The sequence below is a fragment of the Maccoyibacter intestinihominis genome (genome assembly GCF_040096355.1).
In the GTDB taxonomy this organism is placed as follows: Bacteria; Bacillota; Clostridia; order Lachnospirales; family Lachnospiraceae; genus Maccoyibacter; species Maccoyibacter intestinihominis.
The window spans coordinates 46,121-66,651 of record NZ_JBBMEX010000012.1; the positions used below are offsets into that span (position 1 = coordinate 46,121).

General features: G+C 42.5%; 20 protein-coding genes, 1 tRNA gene and 1 pseudogene. All 22 read right to left on the reverse strand.

What is annotated here, in order from left to right:
* Positions 1-7: 7 nt before the first annotated feature.
* A complete protein-coding gene (locus tag WMO43_RS14250) occupies positions 8-211 on the reverse strand; it encodes a hypothetical protein (RefSeq protein ID WP_496113292.1) in 204 nt (67 codons plus the stop codon).
* Between the two features lie 69 nt (positions 212-280).
* Entirely contained in the window at positions 281-424 is a 144-nt protein-coding gene (locus tag WMO43_RS14255; protein WP_496113293.1) for an RloB family protein, read from the reverse strand.
* A gap of 39 nt (positions 425-463) precedes the next feature.
* Entirely contained in the window at positions 464-1,726 is a 1,263-nt protein-coding gene (locus tag WMO43_RS11245) for an AAA family ATPase (RefSeq protein ID WP_353531252.1), read from the reverse strand.
* Between the two features lie 260 nt (positions 1,727-1,986).
* Positions 1,987-3,321: an NADP-specific glutamate dehydrogenase gene (gene gdhA, locus WMO43_RS11250; RefSeq protein WP_353531254.1), complete on the reverse strand. Its 1,335-nt coding sequence runs from the start codon at positions 3,319-3,321 to the stop codon at positions 1,987-1,989.
* A 151-nt stretch (positions 3,322-3,472) separates the two neighbouring features.
* On the reverse strand, positions 3,473-3,817 hold the full coding sequence (locus WMO43_RS11255; RefSeq protein WP_353531256.1) for a PqqD family protein: 345 nt from the start codon (positions 3,815-3,817) through the stop codon (positions 3,473-3,475).
* Positions 3,814-5,727: an OPT family oligopeptide transporter gene (locus WMO43_RS11260; RefSeq protein WP_353531257.1), complete on the reverse strand. Its 1,914-nt coding sequence runs from the start codon at positions 5,725-5,727 to the stop codon at positions 3,814-3,816. Before WMO43_RS11260 ends, WMO43_RS11255 begins: the two co-directional genes overlap by 4 nt.
* 82 nt (positions 5,728-5,809) lie before the next feature.
* Positions 5,810-6,364, reverse strand: coding sequence for an HdeD family acid-resistance protein (locus WMO43_RS11265; protein ID WP_177962101.1), 555 nt, complete (start codon positions 6,362-6,364; stop codon positions 5,810-5,812).
* A gap of 72 nt (positions 6,365-6,436) precedes the next feature.
* Positions 6,437-7,240 carry an NYN domain-containing protein gene (locus tag WMO43_RS11270; RefSeq protein WP_177962102.1) on the reverse strand — a complete coding sequence of 268 codons (804 nt, stop codon included), beginning with the start codon at positions 7,238-7,240 and terminating at the stop codon, positions 6,437-6,439.
* Positions 7,241-7,309: 69 nt separating this feature from the next.
* Positions 7,310-8,371: a ComEC/Rec2 family competence protein gene (locus WMO43_RS11275; protein WP_353531259.1), complete on the reverse strand. Its 1,062-nt coding sequence runs from the start codon at positions 8,369-8,371 to the stop codon at positions 7,310-7,312.
* Positions 8,372-8,558: 187 nt separating this feature from the next.
* Entirely contained in the window at positions 8,559-10,634 is a 2,076-nt protein-coding gene (locus WMO43_RS11280) for a heavy metal translocating P-type ATPase (protein ID WP_353531260.1), read from the reverse strand.
* Positions 10,635-10,898 (reverse strand): DUF6110 family protein, encoded by a 264-nt coding sequence (locus WMO43_RS11285; RefSeq protein ID WP_353531261.1) that lies wholly within the window; start codon positions 10,896-10,898, stop codon positions 10,635-10,637.
* A gap of 113 nt (positions 10,899-11,011) precedes the next feature.
* Positions 11,012-11,767, reverse strand: a complete 756-nt coding sequence (locus WMO43_RS11290) for a GTP pyrophosphokinase (RefSeq protein ID WP_353531262.1) — start codon at positions 11,765-11,767, stop codon at positions 11,012-11,014.
* 34 nt (positions 11,768-11,801) lie between these two features.
* Positions 11,802-13,103, reverse strand: a complete 1,302-nt coding sequence (locus WMO43_RS11295) for an alpha-amylase family glycosyl hydrolase (RefSeq protein WP_353531264.1) — start codon at positions 13,101-13,103, stop codon at positions 11,802-11,804.
* 37 nt (positions 13,104-13,140) lie between these two features.
* Positions 13,141-13,521, reverse strand: a complete 381-nt coding sequence (locus WMO43_RS11300) for a thioesterase family protein (protein ID WP_177962108.1) — start codon at positions 13,519-13,521, stop codon at positions 13,141-13,143.
* 41 nt (positions 13,522-13,562) lie between these two features.
* Positions 13,563-14,978, reverse strand: coding sequence for an alanine/glycine:cation symporter family protein (locus tag WMO43_RS11305; RefSeq protein ID WP_353531265.1), 1,416 nt, complete (start codon positions 14,976-14,978; stop codon positions 13,563-13,565).
* A gap of 312 nt (positions 14,979-15,290) precedes the next feature.
* Positions 15,291-15,482, reverse strand: a pseudogene (locus WMO43_RS11310) (DNA damage-inducible protein D); the annotation flags it as partial.
* A complete protein-coding gene (locus WMO43_RS11315) occupies positions 15,482-15,760 on the reverse strand; it encodes a helix-turn-helix domain-containing protein (protein ID WP_353531266.1) in 279 nt (92 codons plus the stop codon). The pseudogene WMO43_RS11310 and the gene WMO43_RS11315, both read right to left, overlap by 1 nt.
* 336 nt (positions 15,761-16,096) lie before the next feature.
* The gene (locus tag WMO43_RS11320) at positions 16,097-16,642 is read right to left on the reverse strand and encodes a GNAT family N-acetyltransferase (protein WP_353531267.1); all 546 of its coding nucleotides are present in this window, start codon (positions 16,640-16,642) and stop codon (positions 16,097-16,099) included.
* 62 nt (positions 16,643-16,704) lie between these two features.
* On the reverse strand, positions 16,705-18,711 hold the full coding sequence (locus WMO43_RS11325) for a RecQ family ATP-dependent DNA helicase (RefSeq protein ID WP_353531268.1): 2,007 nt from the start codon (positions 18,709-18,711) through the stop codon (positions 16,705-16,707).
* A 171-nt stretch (positions 18,712-18,882) separates the two neighbouring features.
* Positions 18,883-18,956, reverse strand: a tRNA-Pro gene (locus WMO43_RS11330).
* A 62-nt stretch (positions 18,957-19,018) separates the two neighbouring features.
* Complete coding sequence (locus tag WMO43_RS11335) at positions 19,019-19,456, reverse strand: RrF2 family transcriptional regulator (RefSeq protein WP_177963218.1); 438 nt, start codon at positions 19,454-19,456, stop codon at positions 19,019-19,021.
* A gap of 87 nt (positions 19,457-19,543) precedes the next feature.
* On the reverse strand, positions 19,544-20,488 hold the full coding sequence (locus WMO43_RS11340) for an ROK family glucokinase (RefSeq protein WP_353531269.1): 945 nt from the start codon (positions 20,486-20,488) through the stop codon (positions 19,544-19,546).
* Positions 20,489-20,531: the final 43 nt, after the last annotated feature.

The window sequence follows — 20,531 nt, forward strand, 5'->3', positions numbered from 1 at the left end:
TCATACTTTATCTTTTTATCTCCCCCACCAGCTCATCTACCGTGGTACATGGACACATCTCTGATGGCTTTGTTTTACCTTCCCTGATACATTGCTCCAGCTTCTTTTCTGCTATCCGGATCGCATTTTCCTCATTACCAAATTTACAGAGTTTTCCATACATCTGACCATCAGCCTTAGAGTACTTCTGCCCTGTTTTATTTTCATACATCCGTCCAAATTCTGAGCAACATGTCCAGGAATTCTGAATTACCGGCATGGAACCAAAATATGCATACATCTATATTTCAAAACACGGATTTGACCATCCCACCTGTATTCCTTCCCTCTCCGCTTTCGCAATAATCTCATCAAATCCCTGCACTTGGTCTCTGTCAAACACAATCCACGGTATTCGGTACTCTAAATCGTTTGCTTTGCTCACGAGTCTTTCTATTACCAGTTCTGTCCTTTTTCGCCATACTCAATCCTCCCTAAAAACATCAATGCTCTTTAAGTTTGGAATTGCTCCATACTTTCCAAGCAAATAATTCTTCTCATAACTCTCATCTTTACGAATACGATAGCCATCCTCATCTACGAAATCAGCTAAAGAATACAATGCGGAAACCCCTCTTTTGTCCTTTTCTACAAACCAAATTTCATCACGACGCAACAACTGGTTAGATAGCTGCCATGTATCATGGGTTGTAAATACAAGTTGTGCATGATTGGTATTGATTTCCGGGTTTAAAAATGTAAGCAAAAAATTTCTTACAAGCAACGGATGAAGACGAGCATTTAATTCATCAATAAAGAACACGCTTCCCTTCTCCAATACTTCCTGCAACTCCGGATATAATGCAAACATTTTCAATGTTCCGGCAGATTCCATGCCCAAAGGAATTTCTGCCATTCTATCCGAATCAATCATTTTGTGAAGCGCATTAATCTTGTAAGTATCCTCTTTTACCTCTCCATCACTGGGAATCTTTTCTATCTTAAAATCCTTAATATGCTCATCAAAAGATGCAAAGTACTCTACTACCTTCTGCTGGACATCTTTGCTTTCAACAAAGTCCTTTGGTAATCTGTGGGACATAAAAAAGTTTGTAAACGGATTACCAAAATCAGCAAATTCATTTGCCACAAACCAGTCTCTGATTGCTTTACACTTACTGATTTTCAGTTTCGCTCCTAAAGAAATAATAAGCACCTGTTTTTCAAGTGCGACTCGAATATTATCCCTGCTGTTCTTAGGAAAACCAGACAAGTCTAATTCTTCATCAGAAGTTCCACGATAGAACACAGTGCTATATTTTCTAGCAGTCTTCGCTTTAGAATTGAGCCATTCCTCTGTCACACCTTCTTTATTAATGCAAAAACCATAATTATATGTTCTCTCCGACTTATCCCCCGGAAAAATGAAATATACTTCAAAACCGGATTCTGCATTCGCTGATATGGAATCAAATAAAAACGGAGTAGGTCTGAATTCTTCAAACTTTTCCTCTTCATCCCCATACTTAAAAGAATTAACAACATAATCCGACATATATTCAAAGGCATTATATATATTAGACTTTCCGCTGGCATTGGCTCCATAAATGGCAGCAACCGGCAAAATCTTCTCACTACCAATAGCAACTACTCTATCTGAAAACTCTGTCATCTTCGCTGCTGACAAATCCAAAGTAGCTTCTTCTCTAAATGATTTAAAATTTTTAAAATTAAATTGGATTAACATGATTGCCACCTTACCTTCTTTTCTATATTCTAGTATATACACTTTTTATCTAAAATCAATGTATAAATTCGATTTTTTCTCATTTCCATGTGCTTTTTGCATGAAAATTGTAAATCAACATTATCAGTAACCCTATTTTTGCATTAAAAAGCCGTCATAAAATACCCCTAAAACAAACACAAAAAGTCCCATAGACCAAGGTCTATGAGACTTTTCCATATCATATATTCTTTATTCTGCTGATTCGTTATGAATTCTGATTAGCAAACACCCTGAGCTAACATCGCATCTGCAACTTTCTCAAATCCTGCAATGTTTGCACCTGCAACATAGTCACCTTCCATGTTGTAGCGTTTTGCAGCATCGTCTAAGTTGTGGAAGATATTTACCATGATGTTCTGTAATTTTGCATCTACTTCCTCGAAGGTCCAGCTTAATCTCTCGGAGTTCTGGCTCATCTCTAATGCGGATGTTGCAACACCACCTGCATTTGCAGCTTTTCCAGGTGCAAAGAGTACGTTGTTCTTCTGTAAGTACTCGGTTGCCTCTAAGGTAGTAGGCATGTTTGCTCCTTCTGCTACTGCAATACATCCGTTTGCAACAAGCTGTTTTGCATCGTCTAATAATAACTCGTTCTGAGTTGCACATGGAAGAGCTACGTCACACTTGATGCTCCATACTCCACGTCCTTCATGATATTCTGCACTTGGTCTTGCTGCAGCGTACTCTGTTAAACGTGCACGTTTTACTTCTTTTACTTCTTTTAATAATGCTACATCAATTCCTTCCGGATCATATACCCAACCGGTAGAATCAGATACGGTAACAACCTTAGCACCTAACTGCTGTGCTTTCTGTGTTGCATAAATTGCAACATTACCGGAACCGGAAACACATACGGTCTTGCCTTTGATGTCATGTCCGTTGCATTTTAACATCTCTTCTGTTAAATATAACAGACCATATCCTGTAGCTTCTGTACGAGCTAAAGATCCGCCGTAGGATAATCCTTTTCCTGTTAATACACCTTCATAAAGACCTCTGATCTTTTTATACTGTCCGAACATGTAACCGATCTCTCTGGCACCTGTTCCGATATCTCCTGCAGGAACATCTGTATCTGCTCCTATGTATTTGCAGAGTTCTGTCATAAAGCTCTGGCAGAATGCCATAACTTCACGGTCTGATTTTCCTTTTGGATCAAAGTCAGAACCACCTTTACCGCCTCCGATTGGAAGTCCTGTTAAAGAGTTCTTGAAAATCTGCTCAAATCCTAAGAATTTGATAATACCGATATTTACGGAAGGATGTAATCTGAGTCCTCCTTTGTATGGTCCAATAGAATTATTGAACTGTACACGGTATCCTGTATTTACCTGAACCTGACCTTTGTCGTCTACCCAAGGTACTCTGAATTTAAACTGTCTGTCCGGCTCGCAAAGACGCTCTAATAAAGCTTCTCTTCTATATACTTCTTCGTTTGCATCAATGACCGGGCGTAAAGAATTTAATACTTCGGTTACTGCCTGAAGGAATTCCGGTTCAGACGCATTTTTTTCGCGTACTCTCTCAAGTACTTCATCAACATAGCTCATCGTTTTCAATCTCCTTTTTAATTAGTGTACATACTTCGTTAGGGTTATCCATAATCTTTAATAACCGCCTCATCGTTTTTTATTTTATTATGATTTTTGCAATTTTGCAACATTTTTCCTGCATTTTTATTAATTTAATTGATAAAATTTTTTATATTTTATTGACATAGCAGATATAACCACACTCTCTTAGGATTTTCAAATAGGAACTTAGACGCTCAAATGCAGGTTCTGCCCTATCCCCAAACCTTTCTCTCTCCATACATGCCAGCTCATATACTGTTTTTTGCCCGTCCATTTCCTGCCATACATAGCTTCCCATCTGCTCTAATTCTATCATGGAGTAGCGTGGCTTTTTTAGTGTGATTTGCAAGATTCGATTCCAGAATCCTTCATTTTTTACGATAATCTCTACATTGCCGTGTTCATTTAACTGATAAGAATATCTGCTGTTTCTCTTTGGGATATAGTCAAGATAGTTCTCCTGCTTTCTCATTTTTCTTTTCCTTTCTGGATGGATAATATCAATGTTCCGATCAATACCACAAACATGATCAGTGCTCCGATATTTCCAAAATTCATTCTGTCTCCGGCGGCTGCGAGCCATTCCCCTACGGTTCCGCCTCGTTTTGACGGAAGGACGGCAAATACGGCAAGCAGGATTCCGATCAGTCCTTCCCCTGCAATTAAGCCGGATGAATACAGGATTCCGCTCTCGATCATCTGTTTTTGATTTTCTTCCTCTTCCCCTCTCTTTTTTTCAATCCAGAGTCTTACCAGACCACCGACTGCCATCGGTGTGCTAAGATGGATCGGAAGATAGAGACCGACTGCAAACGGAAGGACCGGTATCGTCAGTATTTCTGCTGCAACTGCGAGTGCCACGCCTGCAAAAACCAGATTCCATGGAAGATTACCGCCCATGACACCTTCCACTACCATTTTCATTAAGGTCGCCTGCGGAGCCGGAAGTTCTGACGAGCCATATCCCCAGGCTGCATTGAGCAGATAGAGAATTCCTCCAATTGCCATCGAGGATACCACTACACTGATCAGCTCTCCGTACTGCTGTTTTTTCGGGGTTGCCCCAACGATATAACCGGTCTTTAAATCCTGTGAAGTATCGCCTGCCATTGCGGCAATGATACAGATGATCGTGCCGACTGCGATCGACGATACCATTCCCTCTGCACTTGCCCCACTGCTTTTATAAATTGCTGCGGTAATGATCAAAGTTGCAATTGCCATTCCCGATACCGGATTATTCGAACTTCCTACTAACCCGACCATTCTTGAAGATACGGTTGCAAAAAAGAATCCTAAGACTACAATTAAAATTGCTCCCGGTAAATTGACCGGTATCACAGGGATCAGCCACATCACGATCGCGGTAATTAAAATTCCCACAAGGACGACACGGATTGGGATATCCTGCGCTGTTCTAGATTCCTCTTCCATATTTTTTCCATAACCGCGGACTGCCTGTGCAAAAGTCCGTATGATCAGCGGCAATGCTTTGATCAGACTGAAAATACCTCCCGCCGCCACGGCTCCTGCACCGATATAACGGATGTAATGTCTCCAGATGCCCCATGCTCCAAGTTCGCTGATCGGTACCGTAGCCGGATATAAAACAGCATCTCCTCCAAAAAGTGCGATCACAGGCATAATGACAAACCACGCCGTTACTCCGCCGGCAAGCAGATAGGATGCCACACGCATTCCGCAGATATAGCCGACTCCTAACAGTGCCGGAAGCACATCTATACCGATTCCCGCTCCCTTATAACTTTTTACCTCAAAATCCACTTCACTTGGAAACACCCGCAGACCATCTGCGATAAATTTGTAAACAGCCGCTATCCCAAGTCCTGCAAAAACCGTTCCTGCTTTGGCTCCACCTTTTTCTCCTGCCAACAATACTTCTGCACAGGCCGTTCCTTCCGGATATGGCAGTACGCCATGCTCCTGTACAATGAGTGCGGAGCGCAGCGGGATCATGAAAAATACTCCAAGCGCCCCTCCACAGATACAGATCAGTGCGATTTCTCCTAATCCGGGCATGGTACTTTTTCCTTCCGCTGCCCACATAAAAAGTACTGGCATGGTAAAGATAGCTCCTGCCGCAAGGGACTCTCCGGCTGAACCGATCGTCTGCACCATATTATTTTCTAAAACGGAATCTTTCCTTAAGATAATGCGAATAACTCCCATTGAGATGACCGCTGCCGGGATCGATGCGGATACCGTCATTCCGACACGCAGTCCGAGATATGCGTTTGCCCCTCCAAATAAAACCGCCAGTATGATGCCTAAGATCACACTGGTGGCGGTAAATTCCGATACCCTTTTTTCTGCAGGGATAAACGGCTTAAAGTTGTTCTGTTCATGATGTAAAGAGTCCATCTTCTGTTTCCTTTCACGAAATATTTTTCTTAGTATGTACAGAAAGATTTTCTCTTATTCTTAGATATTCTGATAGGATCTTTTACTCAAAATCACGATAATTCTTTGTCTCGCGCGAAATATAAAGTGTTGAGACAATATCGGAGATGCCACTGTATAACAATCCGATTCCGACAAAGCGAAGTAATGTCATTGCCGTTGAAAACGGATTAAAGATAATAACGCCTCCTAAGATCAGGTTTAAACAGGCGGTTGCTAATACCGTCGTCCATCTTCTGGCTTTCATTCTTGCTAAATCTACTGCCTGCTGCAGTTTGGAAAATCCACTGAACAGGATGACCACGCCTAAGATGATCGGGATAATGGAAACGACAACTTCTGCCTTATAGTAGATCAGCAATCCTACGATCATCAGAAAGATTCCAAGCACCAGTCCGCTGCTGTATCTTCCACTTCCCGGCTCATAGCGGAAGTAGCCGATGACCTGTCCTATTCCCATAAAGAGCAGCATTGCCGCTGCGATATACGCAATCATTTTTGTGGTTGTAACAGGGAAAAACAGCAATACCAATCCTGCAACGATCAGAACTGCTCCCGATATCAGCATTCCACTTTTTATTTTTTGAAAAATGTTCATTTTCTTTTCCTCCAAGTGTTTTGTCTATGACTGTTATATCACAATTATTTCAATTATTCAATCGAAATGAACTTAATCCCGTTTTCTCACATAAACCAACTGATTATGGCTGTCCTTTGCATTCTCCCGACGGATCTCAACATCCCGGAAGGACTCTAACAGATTGCTCAGTTTTGCATAGCCATAGTTACGGCAGTCAAAATCCGGATAGAGCTTTAAGACCATGTTTCCAAGTTCCCCTAAGAACATCCAGCCGCTCTCGTCTGAATTTTCTTTTAACAGTGAAAAGATTGCCGTTTTGATCTCTCTAAGATCGGTGATCGGAGAAATATCTGCCTCATTTTTTTCTTTCTCTATACTCTGCTCCGCAATGTTATTGTTCTCACGTTTATAATAACTTTTTCCAACATTTCTTCCTTTTTTCGGAATCTCTTCCACGCTGCGCATTAAGATATCCAGTGTCTTAAAACGGTCACATGCTTTGACAAACGGTGACGGTGTCTTGCTCTCGCCCATGCCGACCACATATTTTCCCGACTCTCTTAAACGCATTGCGAGTTTAGTAAAATCACTGTCTGATGAGACAATGACAAATCCATCTATTTCTCTTGTATACAGTATGTCCATTGCATCAATGATCATTGCCGAATCGGATGCATTTTTCCCGGTTGTATAGCTGTACTGCTGAATCGGTGTCAGTGAATTTTCCAACAGACATTCTTTCCATGAATGTTTTCCAATCTCTGTCCAGTCCCCATAAATCCTACGGATGCTGACATCTCCTAAGGTCTTGGTTTCACGAAGAACCAAATCCATGTATTTTGGCGATACATTATCCGCATCTATCAGCAGTGCATATTTTTTTTCTGTTTCCATTCTGTTCCTCCGAGATTTCATGATGTTCTTATTCTAGCACTTTGCGAAAACAGATTCAACGCATTTATTCTACGGATTGCAGTTCTTGCACGGCGAATATCCACTCTGTTCTAACTCTTCACGGCTCATCTGTACTTTTTGAAAATTTTCCTCTTTGATCTGTGATACGTTGCCGCAGGTCTCCCGGTGGAATTTTTTCGTATTGGTGTTCAGGACATAGGTTGTCTGCTCTGTGACATTGTCTGCATTTTCCCTGTCAGACTCTGTCTGTTCCCCGCTCTGCCAGGAATCCGTTGCCGAACAGTTCCAGGTGATGTTTTCTCCATCCGAACTTGCGATAATGCTGCCCTGCTCATCGGTACGGAACACCTCTACTCCCATACTCCGCAGCCGGTTTAACACTTCTGCATGAGGATGTCCATAGCTGTTCCCCTCGCCACAGCTTATGACGGCATATTTTGGATGAACAGCATTTAAAAATTCCTGCGTGCTTGCCGAACGGCTTCCGTGATGTGCCACTTTGTACACATCTGCCGAGATATCGATTCCATTCGTGAGCATTTCCGCTTCTGATGCTTCCTCGGCATCTCCGGTAAACAGAAATCTGTTTTTTCCATATTCTAAGAGGATTGCTACGGAATAGTCATTGGCATTGCCACCATAGGAATTGGAATTTGGTGCTATGATCGTAAATTTTGCTTCTCCAAGAGCATACTGTTCCCCTACCACCGGATAGGTGATCTTCATATTTTTATCGTGAATAACATCGACTAACTCCTGATAGGTTTTGGTGTCTTTTTCATAGTCGGGCATAATGACCGTGTCACAGTTGTACTTGTATACGATCACATCCAGACCACCGATATGATCTGCATCCGGGTGTGTGCCTATGACATAATCTAAGGATTCCACGCCCTGTTTTTTCAAATATAATTGTACGGTGGTTCCTTTATTGTTGTTACCGCCATCGATCAGCATGGCATGGGAGCCACATTTTATCAAGGTTGCATCTCCCTGTCCAACATCTATGTAGTGGACTTCCAGCATCCCTTCCGGTTTTGACGTATCCGGTGCTTTTGCTGCTTTTTCCTCCTGCCCGGATTGTAATGTCTTTTCGGATGTGGTGTCCAACCGGTCTTTTCCCGAAGTGGATGTGTCCGGTTGTATAGTTGCGCATGCGGTCAGGCACATGCATAAGATGAGTAGTATGGATAAATATTTTTTCATACTATGATATTAGCATAAATTTTTAAAAATGAAATACACTTTACAAAAAAAGACAGCCTACGGCTGCCTTTTTTAAAAACATCAGATATCCTTATGTCAGTAAATTCTGCATACTTTTCAAGCTGATCACCAGTGTAGAGGTATTGTGAAGCAGTGCCGAAGTTGCCGGCTGGATCACTCCTGCAACACCGAGTGCGATTAAGCCTGTGTTGAATCCTACGATCTGTTTGTAGTTTTTACTGATTTTTTTCATCAGAGCATCGCTGATGAGTTTCAGAGTTACTATCTGGTACAAGTCATCTGCACTGATGGTAATGTCTGCGATCTCTCTTGCTATCTCTGCACCATCACTGATGGCAATTCCAACGTCTGCCGCTGACAGCGCCGGAGAATCGTTGATTCCGTCACCGATCATGATGACTTTTCTTCCGGCAGCCTTTTCTTTTTCCACAAATGCTGCTTTATCTTCCGGCAGCACTTCCGAATAATATTCATCCACACCGACGCGCTCTGCGATCGCATGTGCAGTACGTTCACTGTCACCTGTCATCATGACGATTTTTGACAGTCCCGCTTTTCTAAGCGAGGTGATGACTGCTTCCGCTTCTTCGCGTAACGGATCTTCAATGCAGATGACGGCTGCTAATTGATTCTCAATGGCTAAATAGAGATGTGTATACTCTACCGGAAGATTTTCAAATAATTCCTCTTTTCCCTCCGGAATCGTACATTTTTCATCTTCAAAGACAAAATGGCTGCTTCCGATGACCGCCCGTTTTCCGTTGATAGTCGTGGAAATTCCATGTGCTACAATGTACTCCACCTTAGAATGCATCTCTTCATGGGCAAGGCCTTTTTCTTCTGCCGCCTGAACGACTGCTTTTGCCATCGAATGTGGGAAATGCTCTTCCATGCAAGCTGCAATCCTTAAAAGCTCGTCCGGTTCTCTTCCGTCAAAAGATACAACTTCAACGACCGATGGTTTTGCCTTTGTCAAGGTTCCTGTCTTATCAAATACGATCGTATCTGCCTCTGCTACGGCTTCTAAATATTTGCCGCCTTTTACCGTCATATGGTAGAGGCTTGCTTCACGGATCGCAGAAAGAACAGAGATCGGCATTGCTAACTTTAAGGCACAGGAAAAATCTACCATTAAAACAGAAAGTGCCTTTGTGGTGTTGCGGGTCAACAGATAGGTCAACGCGGTTCCACCAAGTGTATATGGTACTAATCTGTCTGCTAAATGCTCTGCTTTTCCTTCTAATGAGGATTTCAGTTTTTCTGATTCCTCGATCATGGTCACAATCTTCTCAAAGCGGCTTGAACCACCTACTTCTTTTACCAGAATGGTAAGCTCGCCTTCCTCTAAAACGGTACCGGCATAGACATAGTTGCCTTCTGCCTTTCTGATCGGCAGGGACTCTCCGGTTAAGGATGCCTGATTGACCATTGCTTCTCCTTCGGAAACCTCGCCGTCAAATGGGATCACATTACCCATATGTACAACAACTTCATCTCCTGCGGAAATATCATTTACCGATACTAAGACTTCCTGACCGTCTGACTTCAACCATACTTTTCCTACATTTAAAGCCATGGTTCTTGCAAGGTCATCCACGGATTTCTTATGTGTCCACTCCTCTAAAAGTTCTCCGATTCCCAACAGGAACATGACTGAGCCTGCCGTGCCGAAATCTTTACGAAGAACAGATACTCCAATTGCCGTTGCATCTAACACCGCCACTTCTATCTTACGATGCCAGAGTGACTGGATTCCTTTTGCAATATACTTTAAGGAACTCAGTGTAATGTAGGCTGTGTAGACCGGATATGGAAGTACGATCTTTTTGACATACCGCATCAGAACTTTTCCTATCAGTTTTTCCTGATAAACGGCATTGAGTTCTCTGCCAGAATGCTCTAATAAACCTGTCGGAACTTCTGCTTTTTCATAGCAGAAGCCCTGCAATAACTGAATGATATAACTTCTCTCTCCGGTATACGAAATCACCGCATCTCCAGTCCGCTCATATACTTTTGCACATGTAACGTACTTATCGTTTTGTAAAAAATAGAGTAAAATATCTGCCTGTGCATAAGTCATTCTGTTCTGCGAAAGATGAACTCTCATCCTTCCCGTCATTTCATGCTTAATTGAAAATTTCACTTATTCCTCACCTGCTGTATCTTCAAATTCTTCTTCTTTTGCAGCTCTTGCCTCGTTGATATCCTTAGCTTCTGCATAAATGTCGCCTGCATTCTCCTGAATGGTTGTTGCAGTCTTCATCACGCAGTCTTTTGCCCGAAGCACCGCTGCCGTACAGCCTGTGTATACTTTCTTTGCGTCTTTACTGGACAGGATTTTGACTCCGGCTGTTCCAAACAGCGTTCCTCCTGCAAAAAGTCCGATTTTTTTCCAATTAATACTCATCGTTGTTTCCTCCTTACGCATATGCTATTTTTATTTTACTCTATCATAGTACCTCCCATCGGCATTTTCCACGTTTTTTATCTTATTGAAAAATTTTATCAACAGGCTCTTTTTTAGTCACGATTGATGATCCGTGCCAGTCCGATTGCCGGCAGGCTCTCGTCTTTTTCTTCGCTGTAACGCTCGATCCGGTTACGGATCTCTCCCATCTTCTTGTCCCAATCGGCAATGACATTTGCACACTCGGTCAGTTCTTCTGCCATCTGTACTGCCTCTGCTTCCGGGATCTCTTTTTTGTAACGCAGCTTATGCTCCAAACTTGCCCAGAAGTCCATTGCAATAGTGCGAAGCTGTACTTCCACCTTCATCGGTCTCTTCTCGTTTTCTAAAAAGATCGGTACTTCCACGATCAGGTGCAGACTCCGGTAGCCGCTTGGTTTTGGATTCTTGATGTAATCTTTTTTCTCGATGAGCCGGATGTCATCCTGCTGTAACAGACATTCCGCTAACAGATAAATGTCCTCCGGAAACGAGCATACCACACGGACTCCTGCAATGTCGTTAATATTTTCTTCAATGGATTCTAAGGAAAACGGAATCTGTTTTCTCTTGACTTTTTTCAGGATTCCATCAAAAGATTTGACTCTCGTCTTGATCGTCTCGATCGGATTTCTGTCATATTGCAGTGAAAACTGTTCATTTAATACCCGAAACTTGGTCTCCACCTCCATGATCGCACAGCGATAGTATGACATCAGCCGCTCAATCGGCAGAAAATTCTCCTGCATCCGGTTCATAAATTCATCCGATAGCACGATATCCGTGATCAGTTCTTCTCTTGCCTGTTCTATCAATCTCTCTATTTTCATCTGCTGTCCCCTTTACCTTCTGTTATCTTTCTGTCTACTCCATAATCTTAGAGGTATATGCTTCTAATAAGACCTCATACTCTTTGCCCTGATAAGAAAAATGTAATGTCTCTGCATGATCTGTCAGGTTAAGTGCGATAACTTTGTACTGCTCACCACTTCGTCTTGCAAAAACGAACTGTTTATTGCGGACTAATACCTCATCATATGCCCCATATTTTACCGCATCGGACTCTTTGCGGATCTTTGCCAGTTCCCGGATATGCGCCGGCAGATCCGTTTCTTGGGCGCACATTTCCTCTAAGTCCAGCTTTGGTCGAAGCGGCAGGTCAGCATCCATTCCCTGACCTTTCACTCCTTCAATCCCCCACTCACTTCCGTAATAAATGGACGGGATTCCCGGCATCATGTAAAGCAGCGTATAGGCATTCTTTAAGTTCTCACGCTGTTTGAGCAGACTTCCGATCCGGTTGACATCATGGTTATCCAAGAAGTTGTACAGGCAGAGATTTTCATAAAGACCTCCCTGCCCAAACTGACGCTTCAACGAATAGGCAATCTCAAAATAATTCTTGTCATTGTGGCTTGAATAAATGCCCTTCCAGCACTCATAATTCGTAACCGAATCTAACATCTCATCGTTTGCCCAGACACGGTAATCGCCATGAATGATCTCGCCCATCAGCCAGAAATCTTCTCTCTTTCCTTTTGTAAAGCTATGGAGTCGTTTAAAAAATTCCCGGTCTACGCAATCGGCTGCATCCAGACGCAGGCCGTCAATGCCCAGCTCGTCCATCCACATACCGACTGCTCCAAGCAGATGTTCACAAACTGCCGGATTTCTCAGGTTCAATTTAACAAGTTCCGCTGCCCCATGCCAGTTCTCATAGGAAAATGAATCTCCTAACGGACTCTGCCAGGAAAAATTCAAATTACAGAACCAGTCTTTATAGTCTGACTGTTCCAGATTCTTCTGCACATCCAAAAAAGCAAAGAATTTTCTGCCTACATGATTAAAGACTCCATCCACGATAACACGGATGCCGTTTTCATGTAGTGCCGTAAAGACTTTCTTAAAATCCTCTTTACTTCCCAGTCTGCTGTCTGTCTGATAATAATCTGTCGTATCATAACCATGGGAAACAGATTCAAAGATCGGTCCAAAATAGATCGCATTGATCCCAAGCTCTTTGAAATGCTCTATCCAATCTAACACCTCTAAAATCCGTCCGCCTGCCGTTGCTTCCCCTTCGTTACGAAGAGGTGCTCCGGTAAATCCGAGCGGATAGATATGATAAAACATTGCTTCCCTGATCCAGTTTTTTTCATCAGCCATTGCAAACACTCCTTTGTATGCTTTTCACTTACTCTCTTTATTTGTTATCTGCCTTGTTCTGGAATTTTTCATTGTCGATGATAAAACGCTCATGCTCGCCTTCGCCGATTTTTCCACGTTCATCATACGCTTCCACATGGAAAACCAGTTTTCTTCCATCGACTTTTACTAACTCGCTCTTTGCTGTTACTTCCATGCCTACCGGAGTCGCAGAAATATGGCTGACATTCATCAGTGTTCCGACAGTTCCCTGTCCTTCCTCTAACTCTCCTGCAACACTTGTATAAGCTGCCTGCTCCATCAATGCGATCATTGCCGGTGTCGCATATACTTTTAATGCACCGCTTTTCATCGTAAGAGCTGTGTTTTCCTGTGTTACCTGTTCTTTCTTTTCACCTTGAATTCCTGTTGCTAACATGCTGTCCTCCTGCTGTTTGTTTGACTTTTATTTTTAGCTATTTAAGATAAATGTTTCTTTTTTTCAAAGAAATCCTTTGTCTCCTTGATCACTACTCCACTTAATGCGAAGATTGCTATCATATTCGGTATCGCCATCAGACCGTTGAAAATATCTGCGATCGTCCATACTGCCTCTACTGTCATGTATGGTCCGATGAATACTGCTAAAATGTATAACCAACGGTATACTTTTACTGCTTTCATGTTACCGCCTGTTAAATACTCTAAACATCTCTCAGAATAGTAATCCCATCCCAGTATCGTGGTAAATGCAAAGAATACCAGACACAGCATTAATAAGAAGGAAGATACACTTGCCGGTATCGGAAGTCCCTGGTTGAATGCGTAAGTTGTAACCCGAACACCTTCTAATCCTTCTACCTGCCATGCTCCGGTTAATACGATGGACAATCCTGTCATCGTACAGATGATGATTGTATCAATAAAGGTTCCTGTCATGGAAACAAGTCCCTGTCTTACCGGTTCTTTAGTCTTTGCTGCTGCTGCCGCGATCGGAGCAGAACCAAGTCCTGATTCATTAGAGAAAATTCCTCTTGCCACACCGCTCTGCATTGCGATAAACAGTGTTCCCACTGCGCCACCCGTAACTGCTGACGGATTGAATGCTCCTTTTACTACTGTTACGATTGCTGCCGGGATCTCTGTAATATTGCAGATGATCAGTGTCAGACTGATCACTACATAAATGATCGCCATAAACGGTACAACAATCTGTGACACATTTGCAATACGTTTGATCCCGCCGATCAAAACCAGTGCCACACAGATACTGAGTACTAATGATGCAATGACAACTGTCCAGGAATAAGTTCCGATTCCCGGGATTGCAACGGTGTGCTGCTGGTTCGGGTCAAAGAAATTATTGACTGCGGATGCAATACCGTTTACCTGTGAAAATGTTCCGATTCCAAAGAGTCCTACACAAATTCCAAAAAAGGCAAAGATCATAGCAAGCCACTTCCATTTTGAACCCATTCCACGCTCTATGTAATAGAAAGGTCCACCTAAAGCGTGTCCCTCTTCGTCTACCACACGATATTTCACTGCCAAAAGACCCTCTGCATATTTAGTCGCCATTCCAAAGAATGCTGCAATCTCCATCCAGAATAATGCTCCCGGTCCTCCTGCACAAATCGCCGTTGCGACTCCTACAATGTTTCCGGTTCCGATCGTTGCCGACAATGCAGTACACAACGCTCCGAAAGATGTCACCTCTCCGTGACCGTCTTCCTCATTTTTTACCATCCACTTTAATGCCAGTGGCAGTTTTCTTGTCTGAAGGAATCCCATTCGTATGGTCAGATAAAGACCACCGGAAAGGATGAGTACCATCAACGGTACGCCCCACACAATGCCATCAATTTTTGACAGCACTTCATTAATTGTCTCTAACATTTTCTTTCCCACTCCTCATTACTTCTATTTGCACCGATACTCCTCTATCCGTGCCCTTGTCTAATATATTTGTATAAAAATGCAACATACTAACAATACCACATTTTTGTACAGTCTGTAAATGTTTCCGGGCTGTAGTTTTGGCAGTATATTGCATATTTTTTTCATTTATCAGAAACAGGGTATCCGGAAAATATTTCGATGCCAGATAAGAGCCCGGTATACGCACACAGATACTTGCCAAAATGTTGTGCAAAAATCCGATATACGATTTTCCATAGACACAAAAATATCCGCCTCACCTTGCAAGTCTTTTTCTTCAATTAATTCCTGTTTTCTGGTTTGAACCGCAAAGTAACTTTGCGCAAAAGCAATCTGTCCTTTACGGGGATCTCCATTTTCAGCGATAAGATAACAGGCATAACGGGTAAGTATGTAATCGTCTACTTCACGATTAGCACCACTTCCCAATGTAACCATTTTACTGGCGTCAGTAAAATGGTCTATTCCTCTGCTTTCTTCATTTTCTCATAATACGCCTTATACCTGTAAATCGTCCGCTCACTGACATTATTCCGCTTTGCAATCTCCACCATTGTCATACCGCTCTCATAACCGGCAACAAAATCATGATAGATTGCCATCCACTTTTCATTATGTTTCTGCCTTCCGCTCAGCTTTCGATTTTTATAATATTCCAATTCTTCCCGAAGTGTGGCATTCTCTTTTTCCAGTTCTGCAATTCTTTTTAATGCCTCTTCCAGTGTTACAATCTTCTCCATATCTAAAATCCCTCCGAATATGACATTCTCATTTTGTCTTTATTATAAACAGTATTCTTGTATTCGTCAATTCGATTTTGTCATGTTTTTTCTGTAACAACATCATACAACTATAAATGCAATATTCATAATATCTGTAACAAACAAAAGTGTGCCTCTCCGCGAGCTGTGCATCTTTGCCCGAAGGGCTTTTGTTCTATGGGAAAGACGATATTTCCTATAGCGCAAAAAAGACATACGCAGAATGCTAAAAATAACATCTCCGGCATGCCTCTTCTTCCTATAGCACACTATCAAAATATTGAGTCTATGAATAATCTCTGAAATTTTTTATTTCTACAGGGTTAATGTCATTTCATGCCATTCTTCGCCGCCCCAGGAAGAACCTGAAATGCCTTTGTCTTTCAGTCCCATTTTTTCATACATTGCCACTTTTTCCGGCAGACAGGTCAGAATCAGCATTTTCCGCTGATTGGCTTTTTCACGCTTACTGTACTGCGATACAATTTCTCGTGCTAAGCCCTGTCCACGATACTGCGGCAGTACATCTAATCCTAAGAGCATTACATTTTTTCCATTCGGTTTGTGCTGACTGATATCCGTAAAAAATTCATCTCTGAATATTTCTTCATCTGTCGCTACTCCATTTAAAAATCCGGCGATTTCTCCGGTATCTTTATCAATTGCTACCAAAAACAACTCCGGTGCATTTGCAATCCTTGTCTTCATGCTCTTTTCTGAACATGCTTCGTGCGGTGGAAAACAGATCTGCTCAATCGCAACCGCCCGATCTGCCTCCTCTGCATGGATATCCCGGAATTCAAATCTGTCTGTTATTGTGATGTTTTTCGTTGTGTTATGTTGTTGTGTTTGTTGTGTCATTTTTCTAATCCTCTGGGTTTTTATTTTTTTGTATATACTATCCTATCATAATCGGTTTACGCTCAATCCGCAAGTTCTCCCTGTGATGCAAAATATTCTTTTAATTCTGTTAGGATCATTGACTGGCTCTCCCTTGTATGGATCAATGCATAGTAACTCTTTCCATATTTCGCATGCCGCTCCTCTTCTAAGATACCGGCAAGGCGTCCTTTTTCTGTTACCCTCTTATGTTTCTCTTCTCCCTGCTCCGCCGTTTCCTCGAGATAACCTTTATCTAACAGTAATTCATTGACAAATTTTGCTGTTAATTTCTTTCGGTTTGTCTCTTCGCAGAGTTCATTGATCTGCTTCGTAAATTCCGAAACCGTACACCTGTCCGTCAGCTCTACTTCATCCAGTTTTTCCGGTGCAATGTAAAATGGCTGTTTCTTTTTTCTTAGAGGTTCTGCTACTGTCTCTTCAGTCGTTCGCATATTTCCATATTCTTTCAAAAATGCTGCAATGATTTTTATAAAATTTTCTCCATAGCTTTCGACTTTCTGTACTCCCATGCCGTACACTGCTTTCATCTCCGTACGGCTTTGCGGACATTTCGCACACATATCTTTTAAAGTTTTATCCGAACAGATGATAAATGGTGGTACATTTTGGCTTGCTGCAAGCTCTGACCGACATCCCCTGAGCTGCTCAAACAACTCCTGTCCTTCCGGTGTCAAATCTGCCAATTCTAACCTTTTCTTTGCCGATCCCGTCTTGATATAATTTTGCTCGGTTTCTTCCTCGATCACTACGCAATTACTGCATTTTTCACAGGTACACGGGGCATCTTCCCCAAAGTAGTTCAGGATAAACTGTCGAAGGCATTGATCCGTCTCACAGTAATGGATCATTTGGTTCAGTTTTTGGTTTTCTCTCCTTCGAAGTTCGGAACTCTCTGTGGCTCCATATGCTTTATGATTCAAAAGCTGCTTATTGATCATGATGTCCTGCTTAGAAAAAAACAGCACACATTCCGCTTCTTCTCCATCACGCCCGGCTCTTCCCGCCTCCTGATAATAGTATTCAATACTCTGCGGCATATTATAATGAAGGACATAGCGTACATTGGATTTGTCTATCCCCATGCCAAACGCATTCGTTGCAACCATCACCCGGATCCTGTCATATGTAAAATCATCCTGATTCTTTTTTCGTTCTTCTAATGACAAACCTGCATGATATCGTCCTGCCTCTATCCCATGCTCTAATAGGATTTCACAGACTTTGTCCACATTTTTCTTCGTCGCACAATAGATAATTCCACTTTCCTCCTCATGCCTTTTGACATAATTCAAAATGCTGTTGTCTGTTTCTTTTCCACCTTTTCTTTTTATTACCCGAAACAACAGGTTTGGACGGTCAAACCCGGTTACGATCGTCATTGGTTTCTGCAAATGCAGGCTTTCTATAATATCCTGTTTCACGCGTTCTGTCGCCGTGGCAGTAAATGCACTAACTATCGGACGCTGTGGCAGTTTTTCAAGGAACTTTGCTATTTCTAAATAACTTGGACGGAAGTCCTGTCCCCATTGCGATATACAATGTGCCTCATCCACTGTTACCATGGCAATCTCTGCATGACATGCAAAATCTAAAAACTGCATCGTATTCAGCCGCTCCGGTGCCACATAGATCAATGTATACTTCCCCTGTGCAGCATATGCCAAAGCCATTCGGATCTGATTTTCCGTCAATGTGCTGTTAATATATGCCGCATGTACGCCTGCCTGATTAAGTGCCTTGACCTGATCCGACATCAGGGAAATCAATGGAGAAATTACAATTGTGATTCCAGGCGGAGGTACGCAGGGCACATTGACCTCATCTTCTTGTAGCTGCAATGTTTTCTCCCGCGAATGCTTTTCTCCCATCATCAATGCCGGAAGCTGATAGCAGAGTGATTTTCCCGCTCCGGTCGGCATGATCCCGAGCACATCTTTTCCTTTTAAAATTTCATCGATCAATTCCTGCTGTCCCGGACGCAGGCTGTCATATCCAAAATAGTGTTTTAGTGTTTCCTGTAGATTCAAAATCCTCTCCCCCTTATATATTAGAAATGGCGGGAACTTCTTCCCGCCTAAGGTAATGCACAATGTTTGTCCCTGACTAAAACTGTAATCTATTACAGTAATTATTCTATTTTTCTTATAGAGAAAAAAGCACTTCTCTCGAAGTGCTTTTTCATACCATTATTCCTTTAATCGATGCGACAGGATTTGAACCTGCGACCTCTGCGTCCCGAACGCAGCGCTCTACCAAACTGAGCCACGCATCGTAATCGACACGACAAAAATCGTGCCTAATTATATTAGCATACTTTTTTTGATTTGTCCAGTCTTAAATATAATAATTTCCACCCATTTTTTCTTTTTGAATCTCAACCAGATCATATAATGTGGTTCCATCTAAATATTCATTGACCACTTTGTACAATCCCTCCCAAAATTCAATCGTGGCACAGGTGTCATAATTTTCACACTGGTTCTCCTCATCCTCCAAACAGGAAATCGGTGCAAAGCTGCCCTCGATCGCCCGAAGGATTTCTCCAACGGTGTAATCCGTTGTGTTTTTTGCAAGGCGGTAGCCTCCCTGTGCGCCCCTGCCACTCTTTAATAAACCGGCACGGTTCAGCGGTGTCACGATCTGCTCTAAATATTTTATGGATATCTTCTGGCGTGCAGATACATCCTTTAGTGCTATAAATTTTCCATTATCGTGCAGGGCAAGATCCACCATCAGTCTCAGCGCGTATCTTCCCTTTGTCGATACCATCATATGGACTTCCTCCAATCATTCTACTATATTCCTAGTAGTATTATATAATATCTTTCGGTATTCCACAAGCACCAGATCAGTTCCTGTTTAAGCATTTTGCAAGATCAGGCAGGCTCCTCCGTAAATACCGGCATCATTTCCAAGCTCCGCAAGGGCAAACTCTGCATTTCTGCAGGCGTGGAACGTCTGCTCCATAAAATGTTTTTCAATGACATCGATCAATATTTTTCCTGCCTTTGACACACCACCACCGATGACGATACGCTCCGGATTGATCACACAGGCAATGCTTGCTAACGCCGTCCCAAGGATATTTCCCATCTTTTCAACCTGCTCGGCTGCAACGGTATCGTTCGACTTTGCGGCATCAAAAATATCTTTTGCCGTAAGATTTTCTATCGTATTTAGGACAGTATCCCTTGTTTCCGTTGCTAACGCTTTCTTTGTCATGCGCACAATTCCGTTGGCGGAAGCATACTGTTCTAAGCAGCCTTTTTTTCCACAACCGCAGACTTCTGTCTCATGTTTATCCACTACAACATGGCCGATTTCACCGCCTGCACCATTCGAGCCATAAAGCATATTTCCTTCGATGATAATTCCGCCACCGACTCCGGTTCCCAGTGTGACCAAAAGCAGATTCTGACAGCCTCTTCCACCGCCTTTCCACATTTCACCTAAGGCGGCAATGTTCGCATCATTTCCTGCCTTTACGGTCAGTCCGGTACGCGTCGCTAATTCCTGTTCCACATTCAGGATCCCCCAGCCGACATTTACGCATTTGACAACCGTTCCGTCTGCCTTAACCGGCCCCGGCACACCAATTCCGATCCCTGCGACTTCTGATTTAGAAATATTTCGCTCCGAAAGCTTCTCGTCTATCTGCTTTGCAATGTCATCAAATATTCTGCTTCCCTGATCTTCCTTGTTAGTCTTGATCTCCCATTTTTCTATCAGTTCTCCGTCTGTGGTAAACAGCCCCATTTTAATGGCTGTTCCGCCTACGTCGATCCCAAATCCATATCGTTTCATCCTGTCTCCTTTTTTGTATCTCCCAAAATATTGTCTTCTCATG

Excerpts from the sequence above, each read along its gene's own strand:
- WMO43_RS11260 (WP_353531257.1), bottom strand. The coding sequence starts at position 5,727 with ATGGACTCTTTACATCATGAACAGAACAACTTTAAGCCGTTTATCCCT.
- WMO43_RS11315 (WP_353531266.1), bottom strand. The coding sequence starts at position 15,760 with ATGGAGAAGATTGTAACACTGGAAGAGGCATTAAAAAGAATTGCAGAA.
- WMO43_RS11255 (WP_353531256.1), bottom strand. The coding sequence starts at position 3,817 with ATGAGAAAGCAGGAGAACTATCTTGACTATATCCCAAAGAGAAACAGC.
- WMO43_RS14250 (WP_496113292.1), bottom strand. The coding sequence starts at position 211 with ATGTATGAAAATAAAACAGGGCAGAAGTACTCTAAGGCTGATGGTCAG.
- WMO43_RS11340 (WP_353531269.1), bottom strand. The coding sequence starts at position 20,488 with ATGAAACGATATGGATTTGGGATCGACGTAGGCGGAACAGCCATTAAA.
- WMO43_RS11270 (WP_177962102.1), bottom strand. The coding sequence starts at position 7,240 with ATGGAAACAGAAAAAAAATATGCACTGCTGATAGATGCGGATAATGTA.
- WMO43_RS11335 (WP_177963218.1), bottom strand. The coding sequence starts at position 19,456 with ATGATGGTATCGACAAAGGGAAGATACGCGCTGAGACTGATGGTGGAT.
- WMO43_RS11320 (WP_353531267.1), bottom strand. The coding sequence starts at position 16,642 with ATGACACAACAAACACAACAACATAACACAACGAAAAACATCACAATA.
- gdhA (WP_353531254.1), bottom strand. The coding sequence starts at position 3,321 with ATGAGCTATGTTGATGAAGTACTTGAGAGAGTACGCGAAAAAAATGCG.
- WMO43_RS11300 (WP_177962108.1), bottom strand. The coding sequence starts at position 13,521 with ATGTTAGCAACAGGAATTCAAGGTGAAAAGAAAGAACAGGTAACACAG.
- WMO43_RS11290 (WP_353531262.1), bottom strand. The coding sequence starts at position 11,767 with ATGAAAATAGAGAGATTGATAGAACAGGCAAGAGAAGAACTGATCACG.
- WMO43_RS11305 (WP_353531265.1), bottom strand. The coding sequence starts at position 14,978 with ATGTTAGAGACAATTAATGAAGTGCTGTCAAAAATTGATGGCATTGTG.
- WMO43_RS11245 (WP_353531252.1), bottom strand. The coding sequence starts at position 1,726 with ATGTTAATCCAATTTAATTTTAAAAATTTTAAATCATTTAGAGAAGAA.
- WMO43_RS11265 (WP_177962101.1), bottom strand. The coding sequence starts at position 6,364 with ATGAACATTTTTCAAAAAATAAAAAGTGGAATGCTGATATCGGGAGCA.
- WMO43_RS11295 (WP_353531264.1), bottom strand. The coding sequence starts at position 13,103 with ATGGCTGATGAAAAAAACTGGATCAGGGAAGCAATGTTTTATCATATC.
- WMO43_RS11285 (WP_353531261.1), bottom strand. The coding sequence starts at position 10,898 with ATGAGTATTAATTGGAAAAAAATCGGACTTTTTGCAGGAGGAACGCTG.